Genomic DNA, 14,338 nt, shown 5'->3' with positions numbered 1-14,338 from the left:
ATGGCTGGTCAATTCAAACCTGCCCGGGGCCGCCTCAACGGGACAGGGCCGGTAGCTGTTGTTGACATCGGGTCTAACTCGGTTCGCCTGGTGATCTATGAGCGCAAAGCGCGCACGCCGACCATGCTGTTCAATGAAAAGCTGCTTGCAGGCCTCGGCAAGGGCATCGCTTCGACGGGACGGCTCGCCGATGAGTCCGTGCAGCTTGCATTGCGGGAGCTGACGCGCTTTCGGGCTCTTATCGAGCATACCGGCTGCAAGGACCTTTACATCGTCGCAACTGCAGCTGCGCGCGATGCGGACAATGGTGGTGAATTCGTGCGCCAGGTCGAGGAATATCTGGATGCGCCGGTCCGGATACTCGATGGCAGCGAGGAAGCTTACTATTCCGCATTGGGCGTAATTGCCGGCTTCTGGCAACCGCGTGGAATTGTCGGCGACATGGGCGGCGGCAGCCTCGAGCTGGTCGAGATCGACGAGAAAAAACCTGGGCAGGGGGCGACTTTGCCGCTCGGCGGCCTGCGCTTGTCGGAGGAAGCCGGTGGCTCGATCGAGAAAGCCCGCAAGGTTACCGAAGCTGCCCTGAAGGGATATGACTGGCCGGACCTTGCACCTGGAGAACGGACCTTCTTTGCGGTGGGCGGTACGTGGCGCTCCCTGGGCCGTTTGCATCTCATGCAGAACGACTATCCTCTCCACGTGATGCATAATTACGAGATAAGTGCCGAAGAGGCTGTCTCGTTTTGCCGGAAGATCGCTGTCCCCTATCTGGAAGGGATCGAACTTGCCGAAGTGGTCTCCAAGCAGCGCCGGCCGCTCGTGCCGATTGGAGCCGTTGTGCTTGAACAGGTCCTGACTTCCATGAAGGCTGAGCGACTTGTGTTTTCTGCAACGGGTGTGCGCGAAGGGCTGCTGCATGAAAAACTTCCGCGAAGCATGCGGGAACAGGATCCGGTTATTGAGGCAGCACGCGAGCTATGTGTTTTGCGTGCCCGATCCCCGGCGCATGCAGAGGAACTGATCGCTTGGACGGACGAGTTTTTCAGGGTTCTGGAAATCGAGGAAACGGCCAACGAGAGACGCTTGCGCCATGCTGCTTGCCTTTTGTCCGACATCGGTTGGCGAGCGCATCCTGACTACCGTGGTGAGCAGAGCCTTAACATCATTTCGAACGCCTCGTTTGTCGGGTTGGACCACGCCAGCCGCGCCTATCTGGCCGCCGCTGTCTTTTACAGGCATCAGGGTTTGCGTGAAGGCGCGCTGTCACAGGTCATCCGGAAATTGTTCACCGACCGGCTTCGAATCCGGGCGAAAGTACTTGGTGCGACCTTGCGTGTCGCCTCTTTGCTGAGCGCGTCCATGGCAGGACTGCTGCCCAGGGTAAGTATTGAAAAAACCGCCGGCGGCCTGGCTCTTGATCTTGGCAGTGACTTGGCGAACCTGGATGGTGAGCGCCTGCGCAAGCGGGCGGCTCAGCTCGCAAAAGTTATAGATGCCGAGGTTTCGCTGCGGATCGAATAAGTTGGCGTCTATTCGGCTGCCTGCTTCTTGATTTCGGCGGGCACCGTTTGCGGCAGGGCAATGATCTGCTTGTCTTGAAAGGCGAGGGCTACCTGGCCGTGCTTGAGCTTCAGGGCGAGTTCGCCGAAGAGCTCGCGGCGCCACCCTTTCATGGCCGCGACGTCTGCCGCGTCGTCGGCTGCAATTTTTTCCAGATCATCCACGGTCGCAATCACTTTGGCCGCGACGCCATTGGCTTCGCTGACCATCTTCAAAAGCACTTTTAGAAGATCGACCGCGGCTGCAGAACCATCGGGCGCCTGACGGCCCTTTGGTAGCTTGGGCAGGCTTTCCTTGGGAAGCTTCAATGCGCGGCGTATGGCGTTTAATATTTCGTCGGCGGACTTGGAGCGTTCAAAGCCTCTGGGGATTGTTCTCAACCGGGTGATCGCGTCGGGATCTTGCGGTTGCTGCGCGGCAAGTTCGTAAATCGCGTCGTCCTTGATCACGCGATTGCGCGGCACATTCCGATCTTGTGCCTCGCGCTCACGCCATGCCGCCACTTCCATCATGACTGCCAGTTCGATCGGCTTTCTGACGCGGAGCTTAAGGCGCCGCCAGGCCTGCTCCGGTTCGGCGCGGTAAGTCCCGACCGATGTCAGCACTTCCATTTCGTCGCGAACCCAGTGACTGCGATTCTGCTCCGCCAGATTTGCCTTCAGGAACTGATAGGCATCGCGCAAATGGGTGACGTCCGCGAGCGCGTAGTCGAGCTGCTTGTTTGTCAGTGGACGCCGCGCCCAGTCGGTGAACCGGGAGGATTTGTCTATCCGGGCACCGGTCACCTTGTAGACGAGTTGGTCGTAGGAAATGGAGTCGCCAAAGCCGCAGACCATTGCCGCCACCTGAGTGTCGAACAGAGGCGCTGGAATGAGCTCACCAAGATGATAGATGATTTCGATGTCCTGTCGGGCCGCGTGAAAAACCTTGGTGACGCTCTGATCGCTCATGAGATCGAAAAACGGTGCCAGGTCCAGACCTTCCGACAAGGCATCAACGATAAATGCCATATCCGGTCCGGCCATCTGGATAACGCAGAGCTTGGGCCAGAAAGTGGTTTCACGGAGGAACTCCGTGTCCACGGTTACGTAGTCGTTGGCAGCGAGCCGCTGACAGGCCGCGGCGAGATCTTTTGTTTTTGTAATCACATGCATGGTGACGTTCAGCTATAACCGAGTTCTGCCGCTTTGTCGCCACGAAATGGAATTTTTAAGCGGGAAGCTACTTGTGAAAGCGCAATAAGTGCGCCTATGTTGGCGCGTGCGGGACGGTCGAAGCTTTGTGGGAAGAAGGGAGCGGAAATGCGCAAGATTCTTGTTGTGAATTCCAAGGGCGGATGCGGGAAGACAACGGTTGCCACGAATCTTGCCGTTGCACTCGCCATGCGCGGAGAGGACGTTGCCCTGGCGGATGCGGACCGGCAGAAATCGAGCCTGTCCTGGGTCAAGCGCCGGCCTAAGGCGCTTGCGAAAATTGAGGGTCTTAACTGGAGCAAGGACGGCACCTTCGGTGACAAGGACAAGACACTCGATGCAATCGTGATCGATGGTCCGGGCGGGTTGCGTTCGGAACTTGCCAAAAACCTGATAGCCGAAGCCTCAGACATCGTCGTTCCCGTTCTGGCATCGGCATTCGACTGGAATGCCACATTGAAGTTTCTGGATAATATCTCCGACATCAAGAAAGTCAGAAAGGGCAAGGCGGACATTCACGTCGTCGCGAACCGGATCAATCGGCGTTCGACCCAGGTTGCAGATCTTGAGCAGACGCTATCAAAAAAGGGATATCCACTGTTGGCAAGGATCTCCGACCGGGTCCTTTACGCACGCCATGCCGCGAACGGGACGGGCGTTTTTGACAGCTCGGATGCAAAGGCCCATGAGGTAAGGGGGCAATGGCATCCCCTGCTGCAGGCCGTGGATTCGTGAACCAGCAGGCCGCGCCCGCGCTTAGTGCGCGACCCGGGTGATTCAACGATCAAGTTTGCGGTGAGCAGGTTTGAAAAAGTTATGCCACCTGTTCGTTTTCCCATTTGGTCTGCGCGCCGATTGTCACGCCATATTTGAACATGTCGTAGGTGAAACCCTTCAAGGGCGTCCCCATTTCAATTTTGCGCGGGAGATCAGTGTTGAGCATGGCTGCCTTTCCAATGGAAACGAAATCGGCGAGCTGATCCGAGACAATCCGGTTCGCCAGCGCAATGTCCTGCAGACCTCCGTTCGCGATAACAGGTAGCCCTGTCAACTGCCGCGCAAATGCTGTCAGGTTTTCACCTGTGTTGGCTGTGCTGTGGTAGGCGTAACCGTTTTTCTCGCTCGCCAAATGAATGAAATCAGCACCGGCATCGGCGACACCCTGGAAGATTTCGCGTGCATCCTGGAGACCGTTTGGCCAGAAGTAGTCCGGTTGTGTTGCCTTGGCCTGCGACAGTCTAACTCCGACGGCAAATTGCCTGGACGTTGCCAGTTGCGTTTTCTCCAGAATGTCGATGGTGAGCCGCAACCTGTTCTTCAGGCTGCCTCCGTAGGCGTCCATGCGCAGATTGCTCTCTGCGGTCAGAAACTGGTCCAGCAGGTAGCCATTTGCGCAGTGAACTTCAACACCGTCGAAACCAGCTTGTTCCGCCCGTTTTGCCGCCTCGACAAATGCAGCTTCGATTTTTTGTATGCCATCGCGATCAAGTTCGCTGGGTATCTGGTAGCGGCCCTGCCTGGGGCCATAACCCTGCAGCATTGTGCCATTGGGGCGCACGGGCGAGGGAGCATGGGGCGTGTCTACAAATTGCGACACGGAACCTGCATGGATCAGCTGCAGAAAAATCTTGCCGTTCTCGTTCCGAACGGCATCGGCAACGACTTTCCATCCCGCCTCATGCCTGTCAGTGACAAGACCCGGCTGATTGGCGTAGCACCGGGCGTGCCGGCTATCGACGTACGCTCCTTCAGCAATCAGCAGCCCGAAGCCGCCACTTGCAAATCTTGCGTAATAGTCGGCCATCGATTGGGTTGGCGTCCCGTCATCCTCAGCCGAAGCGCGGGACATCGGCGCCAGCACGAGCCGGTTGCGAATGTTCTGATTTCCAATGGCGGAATTGGACAGGAGAGGCATGTCGTGAGTCATGGAATATCCACTTGTTGATCAAGATGGCCAAGAGATAAAACTCACATGCGTTCTTGCCTAGTACGCAACATTTTGACATATACCTACAAAAAAGTAACTATTGGAGATGGCCTTGCCCGAACCTATAGATCCCCTGTTTTGTCCGACCGAAACCGTGCTCGGCCTGATCGGCGGCAAGTGGAAAGGCATGATCCTCTGGTGCCTTTGCCGGAAGACCATGCGCTTCAACGCCTTGCAACGGATGATTCCGTCAATTTCCCAACGCATGCTGACCAAGCAGCTGCGAGAACTGGAGGATCACGGGATCATCAAACGAACTGTGTACGCCCAGGTTCCGCCGAAAGTGGAGTATTCTCTGAGTGCTCATGGAGAAGCGCTCAAGCCGATCCTGGATCGGCTTGAAGACTGGGCCCGAAACTATCTGCTTCAGCGGCGGGAAGAGGAGCAGTCGCCTGAGTAGTGCGCTGGTCTGAGGCGCGGCAGCTACTTTGTGAACCAAGCGGTCATAGGCATGGCGTCAACCACTGAATAACGGGGCGGGTGTATCTCGGCCATCAAGTCAGCCGTCAGATTTCAGCTCCTCCAGCAGCTTGTAGTCAGTCGGCGGATCATCACAGATGCCGGGGCCGCACTCCAGAAAAGTCGAGACCACATTTGCAAGGGCGAGGAAAAGCATCAGAAAGAATGCGAATTTTGCGAGCGGCTGACCGCCGAATCGACCGTGCTCGGGTTTGTCCACAAGCGCCTTTTTGTACTGTCCCTCAAAGAGCAGCATGATCGCTGTTCCGAGTATCACCAGAAAGAAACAGAGACCCGCCCAAGTGTAGTAGTGCAGCCCAAGCACGGGCGATCCATAGCTTCCTGTACCCGGAACAATGTGCAGCAGGATTTGCCGTACGGAAACGCTTCCACCGTAAATGGCCGACAGCAGCATGATGCCGTAGTGGTGTGGTTTGGCGCCGTAGATCAGGTTGAGACACAGCCCGTAGCCGACACCAACCAAAGCAACGCGTTGCAACAGACAGAGCGGGCAGGGCAGTTCATCGAGGGCAAACTGAAACGCATAGGCGGCAATCAGGATTCCACATATTGCAAGAAGGCCGATTGCGTTCAGCGTCCGTGAGGGGTGCGGAGCCAGAATGATCATGGTTGGCTCCTACAGCTTGATCGACAAGGGTGTCGTGGCGTGAAAGTCGAGCCAATAGATGCTCATTGCCAGTGTAACCGCGAACACCATGTAAGACAGGCGCCAATGATCCCGCCAGGCCAGGACAATTGCAATTGTCATGAGTGCGAAAAGCAGAGAAATCAATTCCAGCCCTCCTTTTGATTGGACGGACAGGAACTTATAACAGAAGGGCGAAACTCGGAAATCTTCAACCTTTCCGCTAGGTTTCACCGGCAGCCATCGGGGTGAGCTGCTGTGTTCAATCCAAAGTCATTCGATCGGCAGCCTCTCGGCAAGATCTATGAACGCGTCTGCCGTCAGGCCTGTTAGCGTGGGCATCTCGGCATCGAAAAATCGCTTGTCCTCAACGGCCTGGCGTATCAGCGCTCGTATGGCTGTGAATTCGGCTTTCGAAATCGGCGGTATCGGAACCTCGTTTGCGATGGTTTCGCAAATCCTGGAGCCAAGGTGTTGAGGAACAGTCGTTGTGATGACCAGTTTCTCCTCCTCCTCCAGACGTTTGAGGCATTCAAGTATGGTGTCGGTCAGATTGATCGGCATGGTTTTGGCAGACTTTCTTGTTCGCTTGGGCCTAAAAACAATGGTGATGGAGACATAGCTCAGGCAGATCAGCAAGGAACAGAATTGCCGCTCCCTTGACTTTCGCCCCGCAACATGGCTTGTGCAGCCCGACACGGCCTGCCTTCGGCGGGCCGTATTGATTTTCCATGCCAAGAAGAATGCCGAGGAATTCCCATGCACCCCTACCGTAGCCACACATGCGGTGATCTCCGTCTGTCCGACGAAGGCCAGACCATCCGTCTTTCCGGTTGGGTCCACAGGGTCCGCGATCACGGCGGGGTGCTGTTCATCGATCTTCGCGACCACTACGGCGTAACGCAGTGTGTGGTGGATCCCGACTCAGCAGCATTCAGTCTTGCAGAAACTGTGCGCTCCGAGTGGTGTATTCGCATCGACGGTAACGTGAAGAAGCGTACAGACGAGACAATCAATCCGGAGCTCCCGACAGGAGAGGTCGAGATATTCATTCGCGAAATGGAAGTGCTCGGCTCTGCCAAGGAATTGCCGCTTCCTGTCTTCGGCGATCTGGAATACCCGGAAGAGGTCCGGCTGCAATACCGTTTCCTCGATCTGCGGCGCGAGAAGCTGCATGCCAACATGATGCTCCGTTCCGAAGTCGTCCGGGATTTGCGCGACCGCATGTGGTCCATCGGCTTCAACGAGTTTCAGACACCGATCCTCACGGCTTCATCTCCTGAAGGTGCACGAGACTTTCTTGTGCCTTCCAGGCTGCATCCGGGCAAATTCTACGCACTGCCGCAGGCACCGCAGCAGTTCAAGCAGCTGCTGATGGTTTCCGGCTTCGACAAGTATTTCCAGATAGCGCCGTGTTTCCGCGACGAGGATCCACGCGCGGACCGCTCACCGACCGACTTCTATCAGCTCGACATGGAAATGTCCTTTGTCACCCAGCAGGACGTGTTCGACACGATCGAACCTGTCATGGCGGGCTGCTTTGAAAGATTTGGCAAGGGGAGGCCAGTCAACCGCAACTGGCCGCAGATTGCCTATAAGGATTCTGCGCTTTGGTACGGCACCGACAAGCCGGACCTCAGGAACCCGATCAAGATGCAGATCGTGTCCGAGCATTTTGCCGGATCCGGCTTTGCTATCTTCGCCAAACTGCTGGAACAGCCGGGAACGGAAATCCGCGCGATCCCGGCACCGAAGGGCGGTAGCCGCAAGTTCTGCGACCGGATGAACAAGTTTGCGCAGGGCGAAGGTCTGCCGGGAATGGGGTACATTTTCTGGCGCAAGGCCGAAGACGGATCGATGGAGGCGGCGGGTCCGCTTGCCAAGAACATCGGGCCGGAGCGGACCGAAGCCATTCGTGTCCAGCTTGGTCTGGAAATGGGCGATGCCGCCTTCTTCCTGGGCGGCAAACCGAAACATTTCGAGCCGGTTGCCGCAAAAGCGCGTGTGATCATCGGTGAGGAACTCGGGCACACCGACAAGGATCGCTTTGAGTTTGCCTGGATCGTCGATTTCCCGATTTACGAGCGTGATGACGAAACCGGCGAGATCGATTTCGAACACAACCCGTTCTCAATGCCGCAGGGTGGAATGGAAGCACTCCACGGCGATCCTCTCGACGTCAAAGGCTGGCAATACGATCTGGCATGTAACGGTCATGAACTCGTGTCAGGTGCGATCCGGAACCACAAGCCTGACATCATGTACAAGGCCTTCGAAATTGCCGGTTACCCGGCAGAAGAGGTCGACAATCGTTTTGGCGGCATGGTCAATGCCTTCCAGTATGGCGCACCGCCGCACGGTGGATGCGCGGCCGGTATCGACCGCATGGTGATGCTGCTCGCAGATGAGGCCAATATCCGCGAAGTGATGCTCTTCCCGATGAACCAGAAAGCGGAAGACCTCATGATGGGTGCTCCCAGCGAAGCGACCGCTGCCCAGCTGCGCGATCTGCATCTTCGCTTGAACCTGCCTGAGGAATAAACCCTCTTAAGTGATGCCGCGGGCCTGAGCGTGCGATACAGCTCACTACATGTCCGATCAACAACGAAAAGCCCGGGAAATTCCCGGGCTTTTCGTTGTTGAGACCAACGCTCACTGATTTGCGGTAATACCGACTGACAGGATCTGCGGGATCATCTGGGGCGCTAGCATGGCTGTTCCCATGACCTGCGAAAACGGAACCGGCGCGCCTGGAGCTGCGATAATCTCAAGCGAGCCGGGCGTGTTCAGATACTCCGTCACGGCTTGCGCCACCTGGCCTTCGAGTTCCTTGTTCTGAAGCATTCCAAGCATCAGCGGGAGGCTGCCTGTCAGGCCTGCGACATAGACCGGCACCTCGACACCCGCCTTTTGGGCTTCCTGATCAAGAATGCGGCCGGTCAGGGACGCATCGTCGAGCCGGATCTTGGCATTGACCAGTGTCACATTTTGCAGGAGGCCCATGGCTTCTTCCGGTTTGTCGGATTTTTCCTCGAGCTGTTCGATGACCTCACGTGTGACGCCGCCGAGCGAGAGGGCGAGGGAAAGACTTGCGGCGTCCTTGGCGTCGATCTTCAACTCCGGAATGTCGATTGTCGCAGCTTCCGGGTCCCACTTGCCGGAAGCGGAGACATCCAGCGACAGGGTTTCATACCCAAGTTCGGTGAGAGACTTCGCTTCTTCCACTTCCAGCTGGTTGACGTCGATGGTCGCACCTGTCAGCGAGAAGCTGCCGGAAGTCGGCAGGTCTCCGTCCATGCTGTCGATGGAAGACGAAATCGCGGCAATATCGGCGACTTTCCCGTCCTCATCCTGGATATTGACGTTCTTGATCTCCACGGTCTTGTAACCTGGGCTTCCTGTGCCACCTGCAGCGGCTTCTTCTGCAGAAGGAAGAACGAGTTCGGTCGCGTCGAGAGACTCAAGCGTCATGCCGCCGTCATCGGAGTCGAGCTGCAGCGATTGCAGGCTGAGGCCGTCGAGCTTCAGCCGCCCATTGCCGAGCAACGCGCCACCATTCAGGACCGTTGATGCGATTGTGACCTTCGTGTCCGGGTCATTTTCATCCGTGATTACGAGGCTCTCGATTGTAACGGCGTTGCCCGATTCATTGACGCCGCCGTAGCTTTCGACAGTTCCTTCCTGGCCATCCAGAACGGACAGGAATGCATCGGCAATCTCATTGCCGGTCGGGTCGAAGGCGAGGGTAGGTGTCGCTTGAAGTGCGATCAGGCTGACGGCCGTGCAAAGACCAATCGTAATGCGGGACGAAGGGGAAAACATCATTTGAAACTCCACCAAGAAAAAGGCGCGCACACTCTGCTCCAAGTTTTGTGCAGAGGCAAGGCGTAAGCCTGAAGGGTGATCAGGCTCATGGCGTGGATATTGTGGTCTTGGTTATTGCGGTCTTAAGCAGCAGACTTTTCGGGGAATTCCTCAGTTGCCCTTTGCACGTCTTCCAGCGTTGGAAGGCTGGCTTCGTTGCCAAGGTGCTGAATGGCATGTGTCGATGCCCCGCGCGCGAACGCGAAGTGATCGGACCAGCTGCGCTCCGGCCACTGGAGATACGAGGCGATATAAGCGCCGTGAAAAACGTCGCCGGCACCGTTTGAATCGACGACTTTCTGAAGCGGAACACTGAGTGCAGGCAGTGTCTTGTCCGGGCCGCCCGCTTCGTACCAGACCATGCCGCGTTCGCCGAGCGTAACAGCGCCTACGGGACAATTTTTGGATCGCAGATAGGTGAGCGTTTCGCCTGTGGTCTTGCCCAATTGCTGACAGAAGCGCTCAGATACGACAGCGATGTCGATGTGCTCCAGCAATTCGTCGGTATTTTCGCGGACGGCGCCACCGTCCAGTGATGTCAGGATGCCGAGGTTCTTGCAGGTGGCGGCGTAGTGATGAGCTGCATCGGGCATGTGCCCGTCCAGATGCAGCGCTTTTGTTCCTCTCAGGGTCAATGGTGGAAACGGGTGCAGGAAATCATTGTCACGGCAGCGGACAATGGCACGTTTTCCCGATTTGGGCATGATGAAGGAAAGGGAAGATTCCCGAACCTTGCGGCCATGGACGGAGATCCCGTAGGCCGCCGCCATATCCAGGAACATGCGCGCCAGCCAGTCATCAGCAAGTGAACAGAGGATTTCCGGCTTGCCGCCCAGCTTTGCGCAGCAAAACGCCGCAGTGACCGCATTTCCTCCGAAGCTGATTGCATAGTCCTTGGCGATCGCCTTTTCATCGCCCGTCGGGAAGGTGTCGGTCAAAAACGTAACGTCGATATAGGCTTGTCCTACAAACAGTGCCTGCATGAGGTTCTCCCGCTATCCCGTTCATCCGCCTTGTTCGCACCTAAGCACAGGCACTGCGCCAGCAGCTTTGATCTGGATGAAACAACAACCCATTCAGTCCTTGTTTACCCAGATCGGCCATGGTCAGAAAGAGTTTATTGGTAAACAGGCCCAGTTTTGTCGTTCCGGTACATTGGCTTTGCAAAGACAGTGATGATCGCCCTTTTCCTGGCGACGACACCTTTGTTTGCCATCAACATCATTTTGAACCAGTTTGCCGAGCGCCGCGCCGTCACCGAGATGGAAGCGATGGGACACGTGTCGATCCGGCGCGCGGAGGAAGCGATCAGTACGACGGTTTCGCTTTTGCAGCGCCTTGACCGTGATGGCGTTCAAACCTGCAGTGCCGAAGACCGCGTCATTTACGAGAAGCTGATCGTTGAAAGTGGCATGATCGATGCGCTTGGGCTGGCCGATGCGTCCGGCCAGCGCATGTGCATCATTCCAGATCGCGATTTGGCCGGTAAGATCATTCTACCGCCGGTTCGCGATGACGGTCCGCTTGTTGGAATCGGAATGCTGGATCGCAACTATCTGGGTGCAAGAGCGGCCGTGATCAGCTGGGACCTGAAGGACGGCACGCGTTTGTTTGCAGAGGTCACGCCCGCGGTGATCGCGATGGATCCGGGGCCTGAATATCTGAGGTCCTATCGGCGTGCCGAGCTGCGCCTGGGTGACAATCTGCTTTGGTACAATGTGGGTGGCTATAACTCAGAAGAATCCAAACCCGAAGGCAGCATCTCAGTGGATGTGATGTCTGAACTTTATCCGCTTGTTGCGACCATCACTGCTCCCGAAAGCGCGGCCCTTTACGTGGTCAAGGACCTAAAGGTGGTTGCGGCCGCCGCTTGCGCCGGTATCGCGGTTCTTTTCGTTGCAATCGGTGTCTGGTTGTCATGGCGGCCGGAGAGCGAAGCGAATGACGAGTTCATCGCAGCGATCCAGAATGGCGAATTCATTCCTTATTATCAGCCGGTTATGGATATTGAGAGCCTGAGGCTGCGTGGCTGCGAGGTGCTGATGCGGTGGAGGCGGCCAAACGGCATGATCGTGTCGCCTGGGCAATTCATGGCATATGCGGAAAACAACGGCCATATCTTCGATATGACCCGGCACATGATGCGCGTCTCTGCCGAAGAGGTTGGTGATCTCTACGGTGACAATCCGGATTTCAAATTGTCGATCAACCTCTTTGCTGGGCATTTCCTGGACCGCGAGGTGGTCGCCGACATCAAGTCCATTTTTGAGAAGTCGAAGATTTCGTTCCAGCAGATTGTCGTCGAAGTCACCGAGCGGCACCCGCTCGAAGACATGGAACTGGCGCGCAAGATCATGGCGGAGCTTCAGGCCCTCGGCGTCCGTGTTGCACTCGACGATGTCGGAACCGGCCACGGAGGCATGGCCTACCTGCAAAAACTCGGTGTCGACATCATCAAGATCGACAAGATGTTCATCGACACGATCAGTTCCGACGACAATTCCACCACAATCGTGGATTCCATGGTGGAACTGGCTGACAATCTCGGCATGGGCATCATTGCCGAAGGTGTTGAACAGGAAGAACAAATTGAGCGTTTGCTCGAACTGGGCGTTACCGCGGCTCAAGGATATTTCTTTGCGGCGCCTATGCCGGCAAACGAGTTCATCGAATTTGCCGAGCGCATGGAAGTCGAAGCACACGAGCGGGCGCGCCTGGCGTCCGAAGCCGCTGCCGCCGAACAGGCAGCAAACGAAGCCGCCATGTCGGACGCCGCCGCCTAGTCTCTGAACGGACACCTTCAAAAAACCTACCGACCATGCGCGCCAGCTTTCGCAACCTCACGCGATTGGCAGCTCACATCTTTGCTGTTTTGATCTTTCTGACTTGTCTGTACCGGCTGGACGGTTTATATACGCGGCAACTGTACTGACTGGACGGTTTGAAATGACAGCAAGAGCTTCGCGAAATTCACAGGACTCAAAATCCGACATCCTTGCCGGCGCGCTGGAGGTGATCCGCCGGTCGGGCGCGCCAAGCCTGACCATTGATGCTGTGGCAGAAGAGAGCGGGTTTTCAAAAGGGGGCGTGCTTTACAACTTTCCGACAAAAGACGCGCTTATAACCGGAATGGTCGAGTACCTTGTCGGTCAATTCGAAGCGGACGTCCTGGTGGCGCGAGAGAGCAATCTGCAATCAAGATCGCCGACACTCTGCGGTATGATCGACGTGACGGAACGCTGGCTGGAAACGAAGCGCGATGTCGCACAGGCCATTCTCGCAACGACTGCGGATCGTCCTGCGTTGAGCGAGCCGTTCTTGAGGGTGAAGGCCAAATTCAAGGCGGCAATAGCGGATGAGACCGATCAATTCGGGAAGGCAATGGCGATCTGGGCAAGCCTGGAGGGGCTGCATTTTTCCGTCGCGCATTGCGTTTCTATTCTGAACGAAAACGAACGGGCAGAGGTGCTGAGCGAACTCCGCCACCGCCTTGAACAGGACTAGGATGATTATGGAGCACCTGATGTCGAGAATTCGAAGAGCTTCATTTGCCCGGGCGGTGGTGTTTTTGGCCGCCGCAGGTGTGTTGGCCGCGTGCCAGGAAGACGCCGCCAACCCAATTGCAGAGGCGGAAGCCAAGCTGCACGCAGCGCCTCGACCGGCAAAGATTTTCACGGTTACGGACCAGATCGGCCTTATCGAGCGGCGGTTCGCCGGGCGGGTGGCTGCCGTTCAGACCGTTGATTTGTCGTTCCAGGTTTCCGGAAAGCTTCTCCAATTGCCGGTTCTTGAAAGCCAGCAGGTGAAAAAGGGCGATCTTATCGCAAAGCTGGACACGACCGACTACGACAGGGCGGTTCGGGAAGCGACGATCAATCTCGACCAGGCCAAACGGGAACTGGACCGGCTGGAAACGCTCAAGGCTCGCTCGGTGATTTCCCAGTCGGCCTTTGACGAACAAAAGAATGAACACGATTTGGCCGTCGAACGTCTCCAGGAGGCACGCCAGAATGTTGAATATACGTCGCTTGAGGCGCCGTTTGACGGCATTGTCTCGCTGCGTCTTGTCGACAACTTCACGACGGTAAGTGTCGGCACCCCGATAGTCCGGATGCACGATGTGTCCGAGGTTCAGGTCGACATCAACGTCGCGGAAGCCCTGTTCGGCCGCGTGACGGAATCTGAAGTGTCTTCGATCGAAGCGAAATTCCCGGCCTACGGCGACAAGATATTCCCGCTTGAGTATCGCGAACATTCCAGCCAGGTGGACGATGTCGCGCAAACCTATCGCATCACCCTTGCCATGCCGCGAGGGGAGGCGGAACAATTGTTTCCGGGCATGACGGCCTCCGTGATCGTCAAACTGGTTCCGGAGGGCCTCGAGCTTGGCGAGCAGTTTCTTGTCCCGACCGCGTCCGTTGCTGTTGACGGGGAGGGTGGAACCTTCGTCTGGAAGTTTGCCGATGATACGGGTGCGGTTTCCAAACAGCCTGTTGAGATCGGAACCATCATGGGTAACTACATTCCCGTGCGCGAAGGCCTGGCGCCGGGCGACGAGATTGTGTCGGCCGGTGTTGCCTATTTGAGCGACGGCCAGACTGTGCGCCGTTTGCGCTGATCCTGAATCAC

Annotated in this window: 14 protein-coding genes; 7 read left to right on the top strand and 7 right to left on the bottom strand. The window is 56.8% G+C overall.

Annotated features, from left to right (window positions below; all coding sequences use genetic code 11):
- Nucleotides 1-1,521 carry a Ppx/GppA phosphatase family protein gene (locus tag Q0915_RS11275; protein WP_299471419.1) on the top strand — a complete coding sequence of 507 codons (1,521 nt, stop codon included), beginning with the start codon at nt 1-3 and terminating at the stop codon, nt 1,519-1,521.
- Nucleotides 1,522-1,529: 8 nt separating this feature from the next.
- Here the strand turns inward: Q0915_RS11275 and rnd are convergent, their stop codons facing one another.
- Nucleotides 1,530-2,714: a ribonuclease D gene (gene rnd / locus Q0915_RS11270; protein ID WP_299471417.1), complete on the bottom strand. Its 1,185-nt coding sequence runs from the start codon at nt 2,712-2,714 to the stop codon at nt 1,530-1,532.
- 147 nt (nt 2,715-2,861) lie between these two features.
- Between rnd and Q0915_RS11265 the strand changes: the two genes are divergently transcribed.
- Nucleotides 2,862-3,488 (top strand): ParA family protein, encoded by a 627-nt coding sequence (locus Q0915_RS11265; protein ID WP_299471416.1) that lies wholly within the window; start codon nt 2,862-2,864, stop codon nt 3,486-3,488.
- Between the two features lie 79 nt (nt 3,489-3,567).
- Here the strand turns inward: Q0915_RS11265 and Q0915_RS11260 are convergent, their stop codons facing one another.
- Complete coding sequence (locus Q0915_RS11260) at nt 3,568-4,680, bottom strand: NADH:flavin oxidoreductase (RefSeq protein WP_299471414.1); 1,113 nt, start codon at nt 4,678-4,680, stop codon at nt 3,568-3,570.
- 106 nt (nt 4,681-4,786) lie between these two features.
- Here Q0915_RS11260 and Q0915_RS11255 point away from each other — a divergent pair, with 106 nt between their 5' ends.
- Nucleotides 4,787-5,140 (top strand): helix-turn-helix domain-containing protein, encoded by a 354-nt coding sequence (locus Q0915_RS11255; RefSeq protein WP_299471412.1) that lies wholly within the window; start codon nt 4,787-4,789, stop codon nt 5,138-5,140.
- A gap of 99 nt (nt 5,141-5,239) precedes the next feature.
- Here Q0915_RS11255 and Q0915_RS11250 read toward each other — a convergent pair whose 3' ends face one another.
- The 3 genes from Q0915_RS11250 to Q0915_RS11240 form a co-directional block, all read right to left on the bottom strand.
- The gene (locus Q0915_RS11250; RefSeq protein ID WP_299471410.1) at nt 5,240-5,827 is read right to left on the bottom strand and encodes a disulfide bond formation protein B; all 588 of its coding nucleotides are present in this window, start codon (nt 5,825-5,827) and stop codon (nt 5,240-5,242) included.
- A 9-nt stretch (nt 5,828-5,836) separates the two neighbouring features.
- Nucleotides 5,837-5,992, bottom strand: a complete 156-nt coding sequence (locus Q0915_RS11245) for a DUF5993 family protein (RefSeq protein ID WP_299471408.1) — start codon at nt 5,990-5,992, stop codon at nt 5,837-5,839.
- 126 nt (nt 5,993-6,118) lie between these two features.
- Nucleotides 6,119-6,409, bottom strand: a complete 291-nt coding sequence (locus tag Q0915_RS11240) for a hypothetical protein (RefSeq protein ID WP_299471406.1) — start codon at nt 6,407-6,409, stop codon at nt 6,119-6,121.
- 195 nt (nt 6,410-6,604) lie between these two features.
- Between Q0915_RS11240 and aspS the strand changes: the two genes are divergently transcribed.
- Entirely contained in the window at nt 6,605-8,386 is a 1,782-nt protein-coding gene (gene aspS, locus Q0915_RS11235) for an aspartate--tRNA ligase (protein ID WP_299471404.1), read from the top strand.
- 111 nt (nt 8,387-8,497) lie between these two features.
- Here the strand turns inward: aspS and Q0915_RS11230 are convergent, their stop codons facing one another.
- Entirely contained in the window at nt 8,498-9,670 is a 1,173-nt protein-coding gene (locus Q0915_RS11230; RefSeq protein ID WP_299471402.1) for a hypothetical protein, read from the bottom strand.
- 122 nt (nt 9,671-9,792) lie between these two features.
- Nucleotides 9,793-10,692: a sugar kinase gene (locus tag Q0915_RS11225; protein ID WP_299471400.1), complete on the bottom strand. Its 900-nt coding sequence runs from the start codon at nt 10,690-10,692 to the stop codon at nt 9,793-9,795.
- 192 nt (nt 10,693-10,884) lie between these two features.
- On the opposite strand from Q0915_RS11225, the gene Q0915_RS11220 reads away from it, so the two are divergent.
- From Q0915_RS11220 to Q0915_RS11210, 3 genes are all read left to right on the top strand, one after another.
- Entirely contained in the window at nt 10,885-12,492 is a 1,608-nt protein-coding gene (locus tag Q0915_RS11220) for an EAL domain-containing protein (RefSeq protein ID WP_299471398.1), read from the top strand.
- Nucleotides 12,493-12,655: 163 nt separating this feature from the next.
- On the top strand, nt 12,656-13,213 hold the full coding sequence (locus Q0915_RS11215; protein ID WP_299471396.1) for a TetR/AcrR family transcriptional regulator: 558 nt from the start codon (nt 12,656-12,658) through the stop codon (nt 13,211-13,213).
- A gap of 19 nt (nt 13,214-13,232) precedes the next feature.
- Nucleotides 13,233-14,327: an efflux RND transporter periplasmic adaptor subunit gene (locus Q0915_RS11210; protein ID WP_299471394.1), complete on the top strand. Its 1,095-nt coding sequence runs from the start codon at nt 13,233-13,235 to the stop codon at nt 14,325-14,327.
- The last annotated feature ends 11 nt before the right edge of the window (nt 14,328-14,338 follow it).

This window comes from uncultured Roseibium sp., from assembly GCF_947494555.1.
Taxonomy (GTDB): Bacteria; Pseudomonadota; Alphaproteobacteria; order Rhizobiales; family Stappiaceae; genus Roseibium.
This window is presented reverse-complemented; position numbering and strand designations above follow the sequence as displayed.